18 protein-coding genes are annotated in these 16,903 nt (G+C 70.9%); 12 read left to right on the forward strand and 6 right to left on the reverse strand.

Translation table 11 applies throughout. From position 1 onward, the window contains the following. The first annotated feature begins 28 nt into the window (after positions 1-28). The gene (gene phbB / locus PE066_RS20330; RefSeq protein ID WP_271234332.1) at positions 29-766 is read left to right on the forward strand and encodes an acetoacetyl-CoA reductase; all 738 of its coding nucleotides are present in this window, start codon (positions 29-31) and stop codon (positions 764-766) included. An 80-nt stretch (positions 767-846) separates the two neighbouring features. Here phbB and PE066_RS20335 read toward each other — a convergent pair whose 3' ends face one another. Then, entirely contained in the window at positions 847-1,257 is a 411-nt protein-coding gene (locus PE066_RS20335; protein WP_271234333.1) for a hypothetical protein, read from the reverse strand. 233 nt (positions 1,258-1,490) lie between these two features. Here PE066_RS20335 and dusA point away from each other — a divergent pair, with 233 nt between their 5' ends. The 5 genes from dusA to PE066_RS20360 all read left to right on the forward strand — a co-directional run bounded on the left by dusA (position 1,491) and on the right by PE066_RS20360 (position 7,391). Continuing rightward, entirely contained in the window at positions 1,491-2,489 is a 999-nt protein-coding gene (dusA, locus tag PE066_RS20340; RefSeq protein ID WP_271234334.1) for a tRNA dihydrouridine(20/20a) synthase DusA, read from the forward strand. Positions 2,490-2,577: 88 nt separating this feature from the next. Beyond that, positions 2,578-4,935, forward strand: coding sequence for a bifunctional salicylyl-CoA 5-hydroxylase/oxidoreductase (locus PE066_RS20345; RefSeq protein WP_271234335.1), 2,358 nt, complete (start codon positions 2,578-2,580; stop codon positions 4,933-4,935). 23 nt (positions 4,936-4,958) lie between these two features. Beyond that, entirely contained in the window at positions 4,959-5,822 is an 864-nt protein-coding gene (locus PE066_RS20350) for an enoyl-CoA hydratase family protein (RefSeq protein WP_271234336.1), read from the forward strand. A gap of 1 nt (position 5,823) precedes the next feature. Then, complete coding sequence (locus PE066_RS20355) at positions 5,824-6,990, forward strand: acyl-CoA dehydrogenase family protein (RefSeq protein ID WP_271234337.1); 1,167 nt, start codon at positions 5,824-5,826, stop codon at positions 6,988-6,990. Next, entirely contained in the window at positions 6,987-7,391 is a 405-nt protein-coding gene (locus tag PE066_RS20360; RefSeq protein WP_271234338.1) for a RidA family protein, read from the forward strand. The genes PE066_RS20355 and PE066_RS20360 overlap by 4 nt, the downstream gene beginning before the upstream one ends. Here the strand turns inward: PE066_RS20360 and PE066_RS20365 are convergent. Next, positions 7,372-8,286 carry a LysR family transcriptional regulator gene (locus PE066_RS20365; protein WP_271234339.1) on the reverse strand — a complete coding sequence of 305 codons (915 nt, stop codon included), beginning with the start codon at positions 8,284-8,286 and terminating at the stop codon, positions 7,372-7,374. The two genes, PE066_RS20360 and PE066_RS20365, sit on opposite strands and share 20 nt — an antisense overlap. Positions 8,287-8,402: 116 nt before the next feature. Between PE066_RS20365 and PE066_RS20370 the strand changes: the two genes are divergently transcribed. Beyond that, the gene (locus PE066_RS20370; protein ID WP_271234340.1) at positions 8,403-9,590 is read left to right on the forward strand and encodes an acyl-CoA dehydrogenase; all 1,188 of its coding nucleotides are present in this window, start codon (positions 8,403-8,405) and stop codon (positions 9,588-9,590) included. Between the two features lie 21 nt (positions 9,591-9,611). Here PE066_RS20370 and PE066_RS20375 read toward each other — a convergent pair whose 3' ends face one another. Beyond that, positions 9,612-10,319, reverse strand: a complete 708-nt coding sequence (locus PE066_RS20375) for a (2Fe-2S)-binding protein (protein ID WP_271234341.1) — start codon at positions 10,317-10,319, stop codon at positions 9,612-9,614. Positions 10,320-10,463: 144 nt separating this feature from the next. Continuing rightward, complete coding sequence (locus tag PE066_RS20380; RefSeq protein ID WP_271234342.1) at positions 10,464-10,826, reverse strand: hypothetical protein; 363 nt, start codon at positions 10,824-10,826, stop codon at positions 10,464-10,466. A 386-nt stretch (positions 10,827-11,212) separates the two neighbouring features. On the opposite strand from PE066_RS20380, the gene PE066_RS20385 reads away from it, so the two are divergent. After that, positions 11,213-11,596 carry a carboxymuconolactone decarboxylase family protein gene (locus PE066_RS20385; protein ID WP_271234343.1) on the forward strand — a complete coding sequence of 128 codons (384 nt, stop codon included), beginning with the start codon at positions 11,213-11,215 and terminating at the stop codon, positions 11,594-11,596. A gap of 229 nt (positions 11,597-11,825) precedes the next feature. Continuing rightward, a complete protein-coding gene (locus PE066_RS20390; RefSeq protein ID WP_271234344.1) occupies positions 11,826-12,491 on the forward strand; it encodes a papain-like cysteine protease family protein in 666 nt (221 codons plus the stop codon). 9 nt (positions 12,492-12,500) lie between these two features. On the opposite strand, the gene PE066_RS20395 is transcribed toward PE066_RS20390, so the two are convergent. Together PE066_RS20395 and PE066_RS20400 are read right to left on the reverse strand one after the other, a co-directional pair. Further along, positions 12,501-13,199 (reverse strand): SRPBCC family protein, encoded by a 699-nt coding sequence (locus PE066_RS20395; protein ID WP_271234345.1) that lies wholly within the window; start codon positions 13,197-13,199, stop codon positions 12,501-12,503. 257 nt (positions 13,200-13,456) lie between these two features. Continuing rightward, complete coding sequence (locus PE066_RS20400; RefSeq protein ID WP_271234346.1) at positions 13,457-13,672, reverse strand: hypothetical protein; 216 nt, start codon at positions 13,670-13,672, stop codon at positions 13,457-13,459. A gap of 215 nt (positions 13,673-13,887) precedes the next feature. Between PE066_RS20400 and PE066_RS20405 the strand changes: the two genes are divergently transcribed. The 3 genes from PE066_RS20405 to PE066_RS20415 are packed head-to-tail and all read left to right on the forward strand — an operon-like array spanning position 13,888 to position 16,873. After that, positions 13,888-15,126: an MFS transporter gene (locus PE066_RS20405; protein WP_271234347.1), complete on the forward strand. Its 1,239-nt coding sequence runs from the start codon at positions 13,888-13,890 to the stop codon at positions 15,124-15,126. 43 nt (positions 15,127-15,169) lie between these two features. Then, complete coding sequence (locus PE066_RS20410; RefSeq protein ID WP_271234348.1) at positions 15,170-15,799, forward strand: DedA family protein; 630 nt, start codon at positions 15,170-15,172, stop codon at positions 15,797-15,799. Between the two features lie 51 nt (positions 15,800-15,850). Next, positions 15,851-16,873 carry a BLUF domain-containing protein gene (locus PE066_RS20415; protein ID WP_271234349.1) on the forward strand — a complete coding sequence of 341 codons (1,023 nt, stop codon included), beginning with the start codon at positions 15,851-15,853 and terminating at the stop codon, positions 16,871-16,873. Positions 16,874-16,903: the final 30 nt, after the last annotated feature.

Below are 16,903 nucleotides of genomic sequence, written 5' to 3' on the forward strand. Positions count from 1 at the left end.
GCTGTCGCACACCTCAAGGAGAGAACAAATGGCACAGAAAACGGCGTACGTCACCGGCGGCATGGGCGGAATCGGCACCGCGATCTGCCAGCGCCTGCACCGGGAAGGCTTCAAGGTGATCGCAGGCTGCGGGCCCACGCGCGACTTCGCGAAGTGGCTCGACGAGCAGAAGACCAAGGGCTTCACCTTCCATGCGTCGGTCGGCAATGTCGGCGACTGGAATTCCACGGTCGAAGCCTTCAGCAAGGCCAAGGCGGAACATGGCCCGATCGACGTGCTGGTCAACAACGCCGGCATCACGCGCGACCGCATGTTCCTGAAGATGACCCGCGAGGACTGGGACGCGGTGATCGAGACCAACCTCAACTCGATGTTCAACGTCACCAAGCAGGTGGTGGGCGACATGGTCGAGCGCGGCTGGGGCCGCATCATCAACATTTCGTCCGTCAACGGCGAGAAGGGACAGGCCGGCCAGACCAACTACTCGGCGGCCAAGGCCGGCATGCACGGCTTCACCATGGCGCTGGCGCAGGAGCTGGCCAACAAGGGCGTCACCGTCAACACGGTCAGCCCCGGCTACATCGGCACCGACATGGTCAAGGCGATCCGCCAGGACGTGCTGGACAAGATCGTCGCCACCATCCCGGTTCGCCGGCTGGGCGAGCCGAGCGAGATCGCGTCGATCATCGCCTGGCTGGCTTCGGACGAAAGCGGCTACTCCACCGGGGCCGACTTCTCGGTCAACGGCGGCCTGCACATGGGGTGAGCTCGTGAGGCCGGCTCTGGCCTTCGCCGAGAGCAGGCTCACGACATCACGCGCAAGGCAGCAGGGCGCATCCGCCCGGGCTAGGCCAGGTCCTCGATCACCAGCCGCCGGTACCGCTGCGCGTGCGAGGGCGGCTGCTGGTGTTCCTCCAGCGTCTTCATCACCCGCTCGGCGGTGGCGTTGTCCGGGGCGTGGATCATCAGCGCCCAGTGGCCTTGCGCCGCCAGCTGGCCGAAGCGCCGGACGGTGTCGGCTTCGGTCCCCGGCGACGGCAGCGGGATGTCGGCGCTGCCCACGCTGCGCACCACGTCGCGCATCATCACCTCGGGCGTGATCAGGCTGAGGCCGTCCTCGCTGATGCCGGCCTCCACCAGCGTACGGCCGGCCGAGCGCGCGGCGTCCTCGCCCGGAAACAGCGCGATGATCTGGTTGACCGGATAGAACTGGCCGCGGATGTTCAGCAGCTCGGGGGTGAGTTCGAAGTATTTCAAGGGGCCTCCGTGGGCAGTCGGCGAACCGGACCATTGCAACCCGGCCGCCGCCGCCGGCATGTCGGCAGTCGGGGGCCGGCCCTGTAGGAGCCTGCGCACGGTGTCCGCCGTCGCAGGCCGTGGGTCACTGGCTCGTAGAGATGTCGGCACGCGGCCGACATCGCCGTTGCACGCGGCCGTGCTGCGGCCGCCTCGCAGCCAGGCCGTGCTCAGCGCGGACAATGGCGACTTCCATGACGACCCCTCCCGAATTCCTGGACCGCGCGCGGCGCCTGTGCGTCGCGCCGATGATGGACTGGACCGACCGCCACTGCCGCTACTTCCACCGGCTGCTGAGCCGACACGCGCTGCTGTACACCGAGATGGTGACGGCGGGCGCGCTGCTGCACGGCGACGTGCCGCGCCACCTGGATTTCCTTCCCGAGGAGCACCCCGTCGCATTGCAGCTGGGCGGCAGCGAGCCGGCCGAACTGGCGCAGTGCGCCCGGCTGGGCCAGCAGTGGGGCTACGACGAGATCAACCTCAACTGCGGCTGTCCCAGCGAGCGGGTGCAGCGCGGCGCGTTCGGCGCCTGCCTGATGGCCGAGCCGGCGCTGGTGGCCGATTGCGTCAAGGCCATGGTCGATGCGGTGGCTGTGCCGGTCACGGTCAAGCACCGCATCGGCATCGACCAGGAGGAGCGCTACGGCTTCGTGCGCGACTTCGTCGGCACGGTGGCCGAGGCCGGCTGCCGGGTGTTCATCGTCCATGCCCGCAACGCCTGGCTCAAGGGCCTGTCGCCCAAGGAGAACCGCGAGGTACCGCCGCTGCGCTACGAGGTCGTGCACCGGCTCAAGCGCGAGTTCCCGCACCTGCAGATCGTGGTCAACGGAGGCATCGCCGAAAGCGGGCAGGTGCATGAGCAGCTGGCGCAGCTCGACGGCGTGATGGTCGGGCGCGAGGCCTACCACAACCCCTGGTGGCTGGCGTCCTGGGAGCACGACTTCTTCGGCGCCGAGCCGCTGGCGCGCAGCCGCGACGATGTCGAGGCGGCCATGGCCGACTACATGGCGCGGCAGGCGCGCGAGCACGGCACGCCCTGGAGCGCGATCGCCCGGCACATGCTGGGCCTGCGCAACGGCCTGCCCGGCGCGCGCCGCTGGCGCCAGGTCTGGAGCGACCACCGCCTGCGCGAGCTCGATCCGCGCGAGGTGATGGACCTGGCGCACCGGCCGGCCGCGCTGGCCGCCTGATCGGCCGAGCGCCGCCAACCTGATCACGTCGACTTGCCGCCGCGCCCAAATGCTTTAAACTTAAATTATCCAGGCTTGGAGTATCCGGATGAAGATCGTCTGCATCGGCGGCGGCCCCGCGGGGCTGTACTTCGCGCTTCTGATGAAGAAGCAGGACCCGCGCCACGACATCACGGTGGTCGAGCGCAACAAGCCGTACGACACCTTCGGCTGGGGCGTGGTGTTCTCGGACCAGACGCTGGGCAACCTGCAGGCGGCCGATGCGCAGACCGCCGGCGAGATCCTCGGCGCGTTCAACCACTGGGACGACATCGAGGTCAACATCCGCGGCCACCAAATCCGCTCCGGCGGCCACGGCTTCTGCGGCATCGGCCGCAAGCGGCTGCTCAACATCCTGCAGAAGCGCTGCGAGGATCTGGGCGTCAAGCTGGTGTTCGAGCAGGACGTGCAGGGCGACGAGCAGTTCCCCGACGCTGACCTGATCATCGCCAGCGACGGGCTGAACAGCCGCATCCGAACCAAGTACCAGGCCAGCTACCAGCCCGACATCGACGTGCGCGATTGCCGCTTCGTCTGGCTGGGCACGCACAAGAAGTTCGAGGCGTTCACTTTCGCCTTCGAGGAAACCGAGCACGGCTGGTTCCAGGCCCACGCCTACCAGTTCGACGGCGACACCTCCACCTTCATCGTCGAGACGCCGCAGGCGGTCTGGGAGAAGGCCGGCATCGACCGGATGGAGAAGGAGGAGTCGATCGCCTTCTGCGAACGCCTGTTCGCCAAGTACCTCGATGGCCACAAGCTGATGTCCAACGCCGCCCACCTGCGCGGCTCGGCCCAGTGGATCCGCTTTCCGCGCGTCGTGTGCAAGACCTGGGTGCACCACAACGGCCGCCAGCCGGTGGTGCTGATGGGGGACGCCGCCCACACCGCGCATTTCTCCATCGGCTCGGGCACCAAGCTGGCGCTGGAAGATTCGATCGAGCTGGCGCGCTGCATCGGCACCGCCGGCGGCGACCTGAACCGGGCGCTGGCCGACTACCAGGCGGTGCGCAGCGTGGAGGTGCTGAAGATCCAGAACGCGGCGCGCAATTCCACCGAGTGGTTCGAGAACGTGGCGCGCTACGTCAACCTGCCGCCGCCGCAGTTCGCCTACTCGCTGCTGACCCGCAGCCAGCGCATCAGCCACGAGAACCTGCGCCTGCGCGACAAGGGCTACGTCGAGGGCTACGAGGACTGGATCGCGCAGGCCTGCGGGGTGCAGCGCGCGCCGGCGCAGCAGCCGGTGCCGCCCATGTTCACGCCGTTCCAGCTGCGCGGCACGATGCTGAAGAACCGGGTGGTGGTCTCGCCGATGGCGCAGTACCTGTGCCAGGACGGCCAGCCCGGCGACTACCACCTCGTGCACCTCGGTGCGCGCGCGATGGGCGGCGCCGGCATGGTGGTGGCCGAGATGACCTGCACCTCGCCCGATGCGCGCATCACGCCCGGTTGCCCGGGCCTGTGGAACGAGCAGCAGCAGGCCGGCTGGAAGCGCATCGTCGATTTCGTGCACGGCTTTTCCGACGCGAAGATCGCCATGCAGCTGGGCCACGCCGGCCCCAAGGGCTCGACCCGGGTGCCATGGGAAGGCGAGGACCAGCCGCTCGAATCCGGCAACTGGCCGCTGCTGTCGGCTTCGCCCGAGCAGTACATCGACGGCGTGAGCGACTGGTCGCGCGCCATGACCCGCGCCGACATGGACCGGGTGAAGGGCGACTTCGTGCGTGCCGCGCAACTGGCGGCCGGGGCGGGCTTCGACTGGCTGGAGCTGCACTGCGCCCACGGCTACCTGCTGTCCAGCTTCATCTCGCCGCTGACCAACCAGCGCACCGACGACTACGGCGGCTCGCTGGAGAACCGGCTGCGCTACCCGCTGGAAGTATTCCGCGCCATGCGCGCCGTCTGGCCGGAGCACCTGCCGATGTCGGTGCGGATCTCGGCGCACGACTGGGTCGAAGGCGGCATCACGCCCGACGACGCGGTGGCGATCGCCCGGGCCTTCAAGGCGGCCGGCTGCGACCTGATCGACTGCTCCTCGGGGCAGGTGAGCAAGAAGCAGAAGCCGGTGTACGGGCGCATGTACCAGACGCCCTTCGCCGACCGCGTGCGCAACGAGGCCGGCATCGCCACCATGGCCGTGGGCGCCATCACCGACGCCGACCAGGTCAACAGCATCATCGCCGCCGGCCGCGCCGACCTGTGCGCGATCGCCCGGCCGCACCTGGCCAACCCGGCCTGGACGCTGCTCGAGGCGGCCAAGCTCGGCTACGGCGACGTGAAGTGGCCGGTGCAGTACCTGTCGGGCAAGGCGCAGCTGGAGCGCAACCTGGAGCGCGAGAAGGCGATGGCGGCGCAGGCCGCCGGCCTGTCGCCGCTGGAGCAAGCCAACCAGGCGCAAGGCGTCTGACCACCCGACTGACAGGAGACCCCATGACGAACGACAACCAGGACCGCGTCGACCCGGCGCTCGTCGCCGGCAACCGCAAGCAGCTGGCCGGCTACCAGGCCCGCCACTTCGGCTGGTCGGTGCAGGGCAAGGTAGCCACGGTCACGCTCAATCGCCCCGAGCGCAAGAACCCGCTCACCTTCGACTCCTACGCCGAACTGCGCGACCTGTTCGGCCAGCTTCGCTATGCCACCGACGTCCAGGCGGTGGTGGTGGTGGGAGCCGGCGGCAACTTCTGCTCCGGCGGCGACGTGCACGAGATCATCGGTCCGCTGGTGCGGCTGGAGGCGCCGGAGCTGCTGATGTTCACCCGCATGACCGGCGACCTGGTCAAGGCCATGCGGGCCTGCCCGCAGCCGATCGTGGCGGCGGTGGACGGCGTCTGCGCCGGCGCCGGCGCCATCGTGGCGATGGCCTCGGACCTGCGCCTGGGCACGGCGCGCAGCAAGACCGCCTTCCTGTTCAACCGCGTCGGCCTGGCCGGCTGCGACATGGGCGCCTGCGCCATCCTGCCGCGCATCATCGGCCAGGGCCGCGCCAGCGAGCTGCTCTACACCGGCCGCTCGATGGCGGGCGAGGAGGGCGAGCGCTGGGGCTTTTTCAACCGCCTGTGCGAGCCGGAAGCCGTGCTGGCCGAAGCGCAGAAGCTGGCCGCCGACCTGGCCGACGGCCCGACCTTCGCCAACGGCATCACCAAGACCATGCTGCACCAGGAATGGGCCATGACGCTGGAGCAGGCGATCGAGGCGGAAGCGCAGGCCCAGGCGATCTGCATGATGACCGGGGACTTCAAGCGCGCCTATCACGCGTTCGTGGCGAAGCAAAAGCCGGTGTTCGAGGGGAACTAGGGTGGCCGACCGCGACTACCTCGACTGGCCCTTCCTCGAGCCACGCCACCGCGAACTGGCGCTGGCGCTGGACGGCTGGGCCGCGCAGAACATCGCGCATGCGCATGGTCCCGACGTCGACGCCGAGTGCCGCGCGCTGGTGAAGTCGCTCGGCGCGGCCGGCTGGCTGCGCCACGCCGTCGGCGGCGGCCACGGCGCGGCGCCGGCGATCGACACCCGCGCCATCTGCCTGATCCGCGAAACCCTGGCGCGGCACAGCGGCCTGGCCGATTTCGCCTTCGCCATGCAGGGCCTGGGCTCGGGCGCGATCAGCCTGCAGGGCACGCCCGAGCAGAAGCAGCGCTACCTGCCGCGCGTGGCCGCCGGCGAAGCCATCGCGGCCTTCGCCCTGTCCGAACCCGAAGCCGGCTCCGATGTCGCCGCCATGCAGTGCAGCGCCCACATCGAAGGCGACCACGCCGTGCTGAACGGCGAGAAGACCTGGATCTCCAACGGCGGCATCGCCGACTTCTACGTGGTGTTCGTCCGCACCGGCGAAGCGCCGGGCGCGCGCGGCATCTCGGCCTTCATCGTCGATGCGGGCACGCCCGGTTTCGAGATCGCCGAGCGCATCGACGTGATCGCGCCGCACCCGCTGGCCCGCCTGCGCTTCACCGATTGCCGGGTGCCGCTGGCGCAGCGCATCGGCGCCGCCGGCGAGGGCTTCAAGGTGGCGATGCGCACGCTCGACGTGTTCCGCACCTCGGTGGCGGCCGCCGCGCTCGGCTTTGCCCGCCGTGCGCTGGACGAGGCGCTGCAGCGCGCCACCACCCGGCGGATGTTCAACCAGGTGCTGGCCGACTTCCAGCTCACCCAGGCCAAGCTGGCCCAGATGGCGACCACCATCGACGGCTCGGCCCTGCTGGTCTATCGCGCCGCCTGGCAGCGCGACCAGGGCCGCAACGTCACGCGCGAGGCCGCCATGGCCAAGCTGACGGCGACCGAGGGCGCGCAGCAGGTGATCGACGCCGCCGTGCAGCTGTTCGGCGGGCTGGGCGTGGTCAGCGGCCAGCCGGTCGAGGCCCTGTACCGCGACATCCGCGCCTTGCGCATCTACGAAGGGGCGAGCGAAGTGCAGCAGCTCATCATCGCCCGCGAGCTCTTGAAGACCATTGGAGAAGCGAAATGACCCACGAGGTGGTGCTACCGGCCGGCTGGCCGCGTCCCAAGGGCTACGCGAACGGGGTGATCGCCACCGGCCGCCAGCTCTACATCGCCGGCATGATCGGCTGGGACGCCGACCAGCGATTCCACAGCGACGACTTCGGCGACCAGGCCCGGCAGGCGTTGCAGAACGTGGCCGACATGCTCAAGGCTGCCGGCGCCCAGCCCCAGCACATCGTGCGCATGACCTGGTACGTCACCGACAAGCGCGAGTACCTGGCCGCCGGCCGTGCGGTCGGCCAGGCCTTCCGCGACTGCATCGGGCACTACGACATCGCCATGACGGCGATCGAGGTCAAGGACCTGATCGAGGACCGGGCCAAGGTCGAGATCGAGGTGACCGCCGTCATCCCCGACGCTGCGTAGCCGGCGCTGCCGTCCCGGCGCACTCGTCCAGCAACCACTGGCGCAGCTCGGCCACGGCCGGGCTTTCCTCCCGGTCGGCGGGGGTGACCAGGTAGTAGCCCAGGCTGCCCATGGCGTGCCGCACGGGCACCACCAGGCGCCCGGCCGCTTCCTCCGCCGCCACCAGGTAGTCGGGCACCAGGGCCACGCCCAGTCCGGCCACGGCCGCCTGCAGCGAGAACGAGAACAGCTCGTAGCGCGGCCCGGCCAGCGCGTTGACGTCGGTCACGCCGGCCGAGGCGAACCACTCGCGCCAGCCGTAGGGCCGCGTGGCCTGCTGCAGCAGCGGCAACTGCGCCAGCTTGCGCGCGCTGACCTGGCGCGCCGGCGCGATCAGCGCCGGGCTGCACACCGGCACCACGCGCTCGGGCATCAGAAAGGTGGCCTGGGTGCCGGGCCAGGGGCCGGTGCCGGCGTGGATCGCGGCGTCCAGCCCCGAGTCCTGGAACAGGAAGGGGCGGGCCCGGCTGGCCAGGTGCACCGTCAGGTCCGGGTTGCGCTCGCGCAGCCGCGGCAGCCGCGGCACCAGCCACTGGGCGCCGAAGGTGGGAACCACGCCCAGCTCGATGCTGCCGCCGCGCCCGCGCCGCCCCTGCAGGTCCAGCACCTCGCGCTCCATGTCGTCGAGGGCGCGGGCCGCGTGCCGGTAGTAGGCGATGCCGGCGTCGGTCAGCGCGATGCCATGGCGGGTGCGGCGGAACAGGGGCACGCCCAGCAGGTCCTGCAGTGCAGCCACCTGCCGGCCGACGGCACTTTGCGTCAGCGCCAGCTCGCTGGCGGCGGCGGTGAAGCTCTGGTGGCGGGCGGCCGCCTCGAAGGCGGCCAGCATGGCCGTGCCGGGCAGCTTGCGTCGCATCGGGAATCCCTCCAGTTCTGCAATTCTTGCAGAACTACGTGCGAAACCGTCGTTTGCCGTAAAGGCCGGACGGGACTAAAGTGCCGCGTGTTCCAAGACTTTCCCGCACATCTGAAATGAGCCAAGCCAAAGCCAAAGCCGCCTTCAACTGGGCCGACCCGCTGCTGCTGGACCAGCAGCTCAGCGGCGACGAGCGCGCCGTGCGCGATGCCGCCCAGAGCTATTGCCAGGACCGGCTGGCGCCGCGCGTGCTGGAGGCGTTCCGCGCCGAGTCCAGCGACCCGGCGATCTTCCGCGAGATGGGCGAGCTGGGCCTGCTGGGCCCGACGATTCCCGAACAGTACGGCGGCGCGGGCCTGAACTACGTCTGCTACGGCCTGATCGCGCGCGAGGTCGAGCGGGTCGATTCGGGCTACCGCTCGATGATGAGCGTGCAGTCCTCGCTGGTGATGGTGCCGATCTTCGAGTTCGGCAATGAAGCGACCAAGCAGAAGTACCTGCCGAAGCTGGCCACCGGCGAGTGGATCGGCTGCTTCGGCCTGACCGAGCCCAACCACGGCTCGGACCCCGGCAGCATGGTCACGCGCGCACGCAAGGTCGACGGCGGCTACAAGCTGACCGGCAGCAAGATGTGGATCTCCAACTCGCCGTTCGCCGACGTGTTCGTGGTCTGGGCCAAGGACGACGAGGGCGCGATCCGCGGCTTCGTGCTGGAGAAGGGCTGGAAGGGCCTGTCGGCGCCCAAGATCCACGGCAAGGTCGGCCTGCGCGCCTCCGTCACCGGCGAGATCGTGATGGACGAGGTGTTCTGCCCCGAGGAGAACGCGTTCCCCGAGGTGCGCGGCCTGAAGGGCCCTTTCACCTGCCTGAACTCGGCCCGCTACGGCATTGCCTGGGGTGCGCTGGGCGCGGCCGAGGACTGCTGGCACCGCGCCCGCCAGTACGTGCTGGACCGCAAGCAGTTCGGCAAGCCGCTGGCGGCCAACCAGCTGATCCAGAAGAAGCTGGCCGACATGCAGACCGAGATCACGCTGGGGCTGCAGGGCTGCCTGCGGCTGGGCCGCATGAAGGACGAGGGCACCGCATCGGTGGAGATCACCTCGATCATGAAGCGCAACTCGTGCGGCAAGGCGCTGGACATCGCCCGCCTGGCGCGCGACATGATGGGCGGCAACGGCATCAGCGACGAGTTCGGCGTCGCCCGCCACCTGGTGAACCTGGAGGTGGTCAACACCTACGAGGGCACCCACGACATCCACGCGCTGATCCTGGGGCGGGCGCAGACCGGGATCGCGGCGTTCTGAGGCAGGCCGCCGGCGCGCGCTTCAACACTGGATCGTGTTGCGGCAGAAGTGGCTGAGCTCGCTGACGACCGATTGATCGGCCACGGGGTTGACGGCGCGGGCGCCCATCTCCAGGCTCAGCCGCATCTCGTACTTGCGGAAGAACTCGCTGAACAGCTCGCCGCCCAGCGTGCCCCAGGCCGTGAGCGTGTCGGTCCGGGGGTCGTGCGACAGCAGCACGGCGCACAGCGGCTGCTCGGCCGGGCCTGACAGCACGCGGGCACCCTGGGCCGGGTCGTACTGGCTGTTCTCCGAGCAGCAGTGGATCAGCTGGTCGCGCACGCCCTTGGTGGCCCGCGTCTTGCGGAAGCTGATGAAGCTCACCTCCCGCGTCGGGTACACCAGTCGGTGCGCGCAGATGGCCGAGAACGCGACGATGCTGCGTCGCGGGCCGACTCCGCCCGGCCAGGCATAGCGTTCGCTGCCCTTGGTGCTGAGCGCGGCCGGTTCCGCGGCCTTGCCCAGGTCCAGCAGGAACACCGGCGTCGCTTCGTACGGATAGTGGAAGACGTAGTTGGTCTGCGGCTGCAGGCTCGAGGCCTTGAACGGGCGCCGTTGCTCGTCGACCAGCAACGCCTTCGCGTACTCCCGCGGCTGTGCATCCTCGGCCCAGGCGGCTGCCGGCAGGCTCGCGACCGACAGGCTGCCCACGCGGGCGGCACACGACTCGATGAAGCTGCGGCGATCCATGCGGAACTCCTTGCGGCGACCAGCGACTCCGCGCAGGGTATGCGAGTCCGCACGGGATATCAATCGAGTGGCATCAGGCATGGCACCACGCGCGGCCCACGGGAGCCGTCTGTCCGCCCGGCGAGGGCCACGCGGCGTTGGCGCTCAGCGCGAGCCGGGCGTCGGCGCCGCCGACGGGCTGGCGCCCATGGCGCTGCCCGGCTGGCCGGCGTCGCGCATTCGTGCCAGCGTCTCCTGCGACACCAGCCGGGCCTGCCCGTCCTGCACCATGAGCGCGACCGCCGGCGCGGCGGCGCTGCCGGTGCCCAGGAGCAGGCCGTTCGGCCCGGCCGTGACCACCGCCAGCGGCTGGCGGTCCTCTCCGGTGAGCGTGGGCATGTACTGGTGGCGGTCGCGCAGCGAGACGCGGTTCCAGTCGGTGGGTGGCGGAGCGGCGCAGCCGGCCACCGCGAGCAGCGCCGCGACCAGCAGCACCCGCCTGGCCGGGGCCCCCTGGGGCTTGTTCATCAGGACCTCCCTGCGACGGCGCCGATGCGCGCGCTTGCCGCTCAGCCAATCTAGGAGGTCGGCTGCAGCTCGTGTGTGTGCGCGTGTGTCAGCTGTGTACGGCCGTGCGGCCGGCCCCCACACCTTGCGCGGTCGCAGTCCTCAGAAGATCAGCTTGCCGAAGCCGAGCACGACCAGCAGGCCGATGAGGAAGATGATCCCGACGATCCACAGCAGCACTTTCATTGCAGCGACTCCGTTGTTGCGGCCACTCTATCGGGCCGATGCGCTGGCCGTGTCGGCCCGGCGCGCCTCGTCGCGTCGGTGATGCGCCAAAGCTGCCGCGCACCGGCCGAGCCATCTCTGGGACACTCGGCGCGTCGATCACTCACTCTTCCGGACTCGCCATGAAGCTTCCACAGGACCCCCAGTTCCAGACCGGCCTCGCGACCCGCCGCCAGGTGCTCGGCGAGGAGTACGTGCAGGGCTCGCTCGACAAGGCCACCGATTTCACGGCGCCGCTGCAGGAGTTCGTCACCCGCAACGCCTGGGGCAACACCTGGCAGCGGCCCGGCATCGACCTGCGCACGCGCAGCATCGTGACGCTGTCGCTCCTGCTGGCGCGCGGCCAGATGCACGAGTTCAAGATCCACGTGCGCGGCGCGCTGAACAACGGCGTGACGCCGGCGGAGCTGCAGGAAATCATCCTGCACGCCGGCGTGTACTGCGGCGCGCCGATCGCGGTGGACGGTTTCCGTGCCGCGGCGGAGGTGATCGAGCCGAAGTCGTAGCCGCCGGTCACTGGGCTCGCCCGATCAGGGACCTGCGGCGAGCCGCCGCCCGGGCGCTTGAGCACGGTGGCTTGCACCTAAGCGCCCCGCGCCGATTGCTTAAGCCGGTTACGGCACTGTCGGTGCCGGCACCGGAACATCCCGCCTTCGCCTAGGCGGATGGCTGCCGCCAGCTCATCCGTGCGCTTCCAGACTGCCTTCCAGGGCCAAGTGGTTCGGGAGGTGCGTGATGGAGGGCAGGCGGGCGGTGGCCATGGCGGCGCTGCTGGCAGGCTGGCTGTCGTGGGGCGCTCCCGCTGCCGCCGCGACCCGCTGCGAACCCACCGCGCAAGCCGGCGTGGAGCGCTGCGTCAGCGGGCTGCCCGCGGCGACCCTGAAGGCGATGGCGCAGGCCCAGCGCGCCAGCCAGTGGTGCTGGGCCGCCAGCATCAGCATGGTGCTTCGCGCCTGGGGCGTGGACGTGCCGCAGGAGCAGATCGTGCGCCAGCACTACGGGGCGGCGGCGGACCTGGGCGTGGAAGGACCCGTGATCGACGAGCTGCTCAGCCGCACCTGGCACGATCGGCTGGGCCGCTCGGTGTCGGTGTCGGCCGGCGCGCTGCCGCCGTCCGCGAGCCGCATGACGCTGGCGGCGCCCGAAATCGTGGACGACCTGGACAACGAGCGGCCGGCCGTGCTGGTGCTGCCGCGGCATGCCGTAGTGCTGGTCCAGCTCGAGTACGAGCGCAGCGCTTCCGGCGAGGTGACGGTGCTCGATGCGCAGGTGCTGGATCCGGCGCAGCCGCAGGTGCTGCGCCGCCTGCGGCCGCAGGCCGACATCGTGCACCTCACCCGGGTCGTGGAGGCATCCGCGGCCGACCCGGAGGATCCGGCGCGCGTCGCCGCCCAGCAATGAGGCGCGCGCTCAGTGCTGCGTGACCGTGCCGCGCCAGCCGCCGGTCTCGGCGCCGCGCGACTCGACCAGCTGCTTGAAGCGCTGCAGGTTGCCCCTGGCGGTCATCCTGACGCCGCCGACGGCGTCGCCCACCTTCTCGGCCAGCGACTCGGGCCGGTAGTCCATCTGCAGGCGCACCCGGGTGCGGTCCTCGCCGATCTTGTCGAAGGTCACCACGCCGGTGTTCATCGGACCGCTGGTGCTGCGCCAGGCAATGCGCTGGTCGGGAATCTGCTCGGTGATCTCGGCGTCCCACTCCTTGGTCTTGCCGGCCACCACCGCTTTCCAGTGCAGGTGGGTGTCGTCGATCTGCCGCACCTCGTGCACGCTGGCCATGAAGCGCGGGAACTGCTCGAACTGGGTCCACTGGTTGTAGGCGGTGCGCACGGGCACCGCCAGGTCGACCGATTCCTCGATCGTGGATAGCGAATAGCCGTGCTCGCCGGCCCGCATGCGGCTCGACAGCAGGAGGCCGCCCACGGCCACGGCCGCGGCCGCGGCCAGCAGCGTGCCGGCGTGGTGGCGGCCCTCGTGCACGTGGCCATCGGTCCAGCCGTCTTCATGACCGCCTTCGAAGGAAGTCTCCTGGTGGTGGTGCTGGCGCATCCGGTTCGACAGCAGCAGGCCGCCGGCAGCCAGCGCGGCGATGGTCGGGAGATTGGCTCGCATGAAGGAATCCTCCGGAATTGGGTGAAGGGAAGGTCGAGGTACGCAGGTACCGCCCGATCCATGCTGGCAAGCCCGGGTGCGGGCCGTGGCAACAGAATGCAAACCGCCGGCCTTCCTGGGGCGGTCGGCGGCTGGCGCTCGCCGTGCCCCATCGCGTCATGGGCCCCGTCCACGCGTCGCAGGTGCAGGTGTGACTGCGTGCCAGGGATTTACAGAGTGATTCGCAAGCGGATGCGCAGCGCCGCGCTGCTGGCGCGCTACTCCAGCGGGGCAGGGCGGCTGTTGCGCGACTGGCGCAGGTACGGGCCGATGCTGTCGGCGCCTTCGCCGCTGCGCTGCCCGGGCGGTGCCAGGTCACGGTCGGCCCGGGGCCGCGCGCGCAGTTTTCCGATCAGTTGGCGCACCAGGCCGCTCGCTCCACCGCCCGGGGGCGAGGTGGGCGGCAGCTCCGCGCCCCAGCGCTTGTGCTTCATGGATCGCTCTCCTCTGCGGTCGTGTGCTGCTCAAAGGATCAGCTTGGCGTGGTGCCCGGCATTGATCAAGGAGCGGCTTGCAACAAAAGCCGTGCAAACGTAACGGCTGAGCTGGCGGCGCGAGGGGCCGCCGCGCGGCCCCCGAGGCGGCGGCCGAGCACAATCGCGGGCAGCCTTCTCTGCCCACTCCGGCCGCCACGCAACGCCCGACCTGGATGAAGCCTGCGGACACCCTGCCCAACCCCGCCGCGGCGCCGCGCCCGGCTGCGGCGCTCGCGCCGCCGCGCCGCGTGCTGCCGGTCCTCGTGGGCGCGCAGTTCGCCGGCACCTCGCTGTGGTTCGCCGTCAATGCCGTCATGCCCGACCTGCAGCACGCCTGGGGCCTGCCGGCGGCGGCCGTCGGCTCTCTCTCCTCGGCGGTCCAGCTGGGCTTCGTGGCCGGCACGCTGGTGTTCGCGCTGGCCATGGTGGCCGACCGCTTCGCCCCGACCCGCGTGTTCCTGGCCTGCTCGCTGCTGGGAGCCGCCGCCAACGCCGGCATCGTGCTGGCCGACGGCAGCCTGCCCGCGTTGCTGGCCCTGCGCTTCGCCGTCGGCTTCCTGCTGGCCGGCATCTACCCGGTCGGCATGAAGATCGCCGCCGCCTGGTTCCGGGAGCGGCTCGGCGCCGTGCTGGGGGTGCTGATCGGCGCGCTGGTGCTGGGCACGGCGTTGCCGCACGGCCTGCGCGCCCTGGCCGCCATGGGCGCCGCCGGCGCGGTGTCCTGGCAGGCGGTGGTGCTGGGCGTGTCGGCGCTGGCCGCGCTGGGCGGGCTGGCCACCGCGCTGTGGATCCCCGACCGGCCGGTGCCGCCCGGCACGCGCATCAGCCCGCGTGCGCTCGGCGCGATCTGGAGCGACCGGCGGCTGCGCGCGTCGGTGTTCGGCTACTTCGGCCACATGTGGGAGCTGTATGCCTTCATCGTGCTGGCGCCGGCGATCGCGGCGGTGCGCTTCGCCGACGGCGCCACGGTCAGTGCGCTCGCCTTCTGGGCCATCGCCGCCGGCGCCGCCGGCTGCGTCGGCGGCGCCCTGCTGGTGCGCCGCGTCGGCAGCGCCTGGGTGGCACAGGCGCAACTGGGCACCAGTGCGGCCTGCTGCCTGCTGGCGCCCCTCATGCTGGCGGCGCCGCTGCCGGTGTTCGTCGGCTGGCTGCTGCTGTGGGGCGCCACCGTGGCCGGCGACTCGCCCCAGTTCTCGGCGCTGACGGGGCAGAACGCGGCACCGGCGGTGGTCGGCAGCGTGCTCACCTTCGCCAACTGCATCGGCTTCGCGATCTCGGTGCTCAGCATCGAGCTGTTCGTCGCGGCCGCCCAGTCGGCTCCGCTCGGGCAGGTGCTGCCCTGGCTGGCGATCGGCCCGCTGGGCGGGCTGTGGATGATGCGGCCGCTGCTGGCGCGGGGCCGGCCGTCATGACCGGCCGGACGCTGGCCGGGCGCAGCCGACCGGCTTGCGCGCGATGAGCTTCATGGATTCGCTGCTGGCGTTGCTGCAGTCGCTGCAGGGCGCACCCGCGTACCTGCTGCTGTTCGCCGTGCTGGTCGGCAGCGGCGTGGGCCTGCCGGTCAACGAAGACCTGCTGCTGGTCGGCGCCGCCGCGCTGACCTTGCGCCATGTGATGGAGCCGGTGCCGCTGGTGGCGGTGGCCTGGTGCGGCGTGCTGTGCGCGGACGGCCTGATCTTCCACTGGGGCCGGCGCTTCGGTCCGCAGTTGCTGCGCCACCGGCTGGCGGCCAGGGCGCTGTCGCCGCGGCGGGTGGATGCGATGCAGCGCGCGGTGCAGCGCTGGGGCCCGGCGATCATCTTCGCCGTCCGGTTCATGCCGGGCGTGCGCAGCGCCCTGCTGTTCGCCGCCGGGTCGATGAAGATTCCGTACCGCCACTTCTTCCTGTTCGACGGCGCCGCCGCCCTGGTGGAATTGCCGCTGCTGGTGTGGGCGGTGCGCGCGGTGGGCGGACGCTGGGAGGCGATCCTGGCGGCGATCGAGCGCTGGCAGGCCGTCCTGGTGCCTGTCGTGCTGCTGGTGCTGGCACTGGCGCTCGCGGGCTGGCTGACGGTTCGCTGGCGGCGGCGCCGCTCCAACGGCTGAGCTTGACAAAACGCAACCGGGTCAGGCGCAGCAGGCGGCAGCATCGGCCGGGTGCAGGACCAGGCTTCCAACCCGAACCATTCCCTTTTCCAACCCGTCGCCCGCGTCGTCTATGCCAGCCAGGCCAACATCGCCGGTTCCGTCTATGCGCAGATGGAACACATCCGCGCCGCGGCGGTTCGCCACAACCAGCCGCTCGGCGTCTACACCGCGCTGCTGCACCAGTCCGGCTGGTTCATCCAGTGGAAGGAAGGCCCTGGCGGCGCGCTGCGCGAGCTGATGGACCGGGTGGCGGCCGACCCGCGCCACCACTCGCTGCGCCTCGTGCACGCCAGCCGCGGCCCGCGCCTGTTGTGCGGTCCATGGTCGATGGCGATCGTGCAAGGCACCGGCACGCCGGACGACATGGCCCGACGCGTCGCCTTGCTGCGCCGGAAGATGGACGCCGGCTGGCAGTACGCGCCGCCCGCGGTCTGGCGGCAGTTGTCCACGCCGCTGCAGCACCCCGGCGCCGAATTCCAGGCCGACCCGGAGGCGTTCCAGCGCGTGCTGGTGTGCTCGGCGCGCGGCTTGCTCGCCTTCGAACTGGTGCACTGGCTGGCCCAGGGCCATGGACAGGAGGCGGTGCAGCGGCGCTTCGCCGGCGCCGAGCACCTGGACGTCGGCACCGACTACGTCGATTTCCAGCAAGGCGAGCGCGTGATGCGCGTGATCGCCATGGCCCGCCGCGGCCTGGCGCTGCCGCTGACCCGTGCCTTCGTTCCCGACTACTCGCACGTCGTGGTGCTGCTGGCGGACGACCCGGCGGCCGACATCCACCTGCTGCACAAGGTGGCGCTGGCCTGCGCGCACGCACCGGTGCGCCCCGTCCTGCTGGGCGTGGCGGCGCGGCCGGACACGCACGGACCGCTGCTGCGGCTGGCGCGCGAGCTGGATCTCGACTACCAGGCGCTGCAGGCGCCCGGCGGCGACGCCGCGCTGGCCTGGTCCGCCATCGAGCCCGCCCTCGCGCGCTGGCGCGAGGCGGCCAATGCCAGCCAGGCGCAGCCGCTGCAGGCAGTGCTGCACGGCTAGGCGCACGGCCGGCCAACCCCTTCGAAACCA

This window comes from Ramlibacter tataouinensis, assembly GCF_027941915.1.
Lineage (GTDB): Bacteria > Pseudomonadota > Gammaproteobacteria > Burkholderiales > Burkholderiaceae_C > Ramlibacter > Ramlibacter tataouinensis_C.

What these genes read in the sequence shown, in the direction of transcription:
- PE066_RS20405 (WP_271234347.1), top strand. Translation starts at nt 13,888, where the DNA reads ATGAAGCCTGCGGACACCCTGCCCAACCCCGCCGCGGCGCCGCGCCCG.
- PE066_RS20395 (WP_271234345.1), bottom strand. Translation starts at nt 13,199, where the DNA reads ATGCGAGCCAATCTCCCGACCATCGCCGCGCTGGCTGCCGGCGGCCTG.
- PE066_RS20345 (WP_271234335.1), top strand. Translation starts at nt 2,578, where the DNA reads ATGAAGATCGTCTGCATCGGCGGCGGCCCCGCGGGGCTGTACTTCGCG.
- PE066_RS20360 (WP_271234338.1), top strand. Translation starts at nt 6,987, where the DNA reads ATGACCCACGAGGTGGTGCTACCGGCCGGCTGGCCGCGTCCCAAGGGC.
- PE066_RS20350 (WP_271234336.1), top strand. Translation starts at nt 4,959, where the DNA reads ATGACGAACGACAACCAGGACCGCGTCGACCCGGCGCTCGTCGCCGGC.
- PE066_RS20370 (WP_271234340.1), top strand. Translation starts at nt 8,403, where the DNA reads ATGAGCCAAGCCAAAGCCAAAGCCGCCTTCAACTGGGCCGACCCGCTG.
- phbB (WP_271234332.1), top strand. Translation starts at nt 29, where the DNA reads ATGGCACAGAAAACGGCGTACGTCACCGGCGGCATGGGCGGAATCGGC.
- PE066_RS20375 (WP_271234341.1), bottom strand. Translation starts at nt 10,319, where the DNA reads ATGGATCGCCGCAGCTTCATCGAGTCGTGTGCCGCCCGCGTGGGCAGC.
- PE066_RS20390 (WP_271234344.1), top strand. Translation starts at nt 11,826, where the DNA reads ATGGAGGGCAGGCGGGCGGTGGCCATGGCGGCGCTGCTGGCAGGCTGG.
- PE066_RS20385 (WP_271234343.1), top strand. Translation starts at nt 11,213, where the DNA reads ATGAAGCTTCCACAGGACCCCCAGTTCCAGACCGGCCTCGCGACCCGC.
- PE066_RS20365 (WP_271234339.1), bottom strand. Translation starts at nt 8,286, where the DNA reads ATGCGACGCAAGCTGCCCGGCACGGCCATGCTGGCCGCCTTCGAGGCG.
- PE066_RS20380 (WP_271234342.1), bottom strand. Translation starts at nt 10,826, where the DNA reads ATGAACAAGCCCCAGGGGGCCCCGGCCAGGCGGGTGCTGCTGGTCGCG.
- PE066_RS20410 (WP_271234348.1), top strand. Translation starts at nt 15,170, where the DNA reads ATGAGCTTCATGGATTCGCTGCTGGCGTTGCTGCAGTCGCTGCAGGGC.
- PE066_RS20400 (WP_271234346.1), bottom strand. Translation starts at nt 13,672, where the DNA reads ATGAAGCACAAGCGCTGGGGCGCGGAGCTGCCGCCCACCTCGCCCCCG.
- dusA (WP_271234334.1), top strand. Translation starts at nt 1,491, where the DNA reads ATGACGACCCCTCCCGAATTCCTGGACCGCGCGCGGCGCCTGTGCGTC.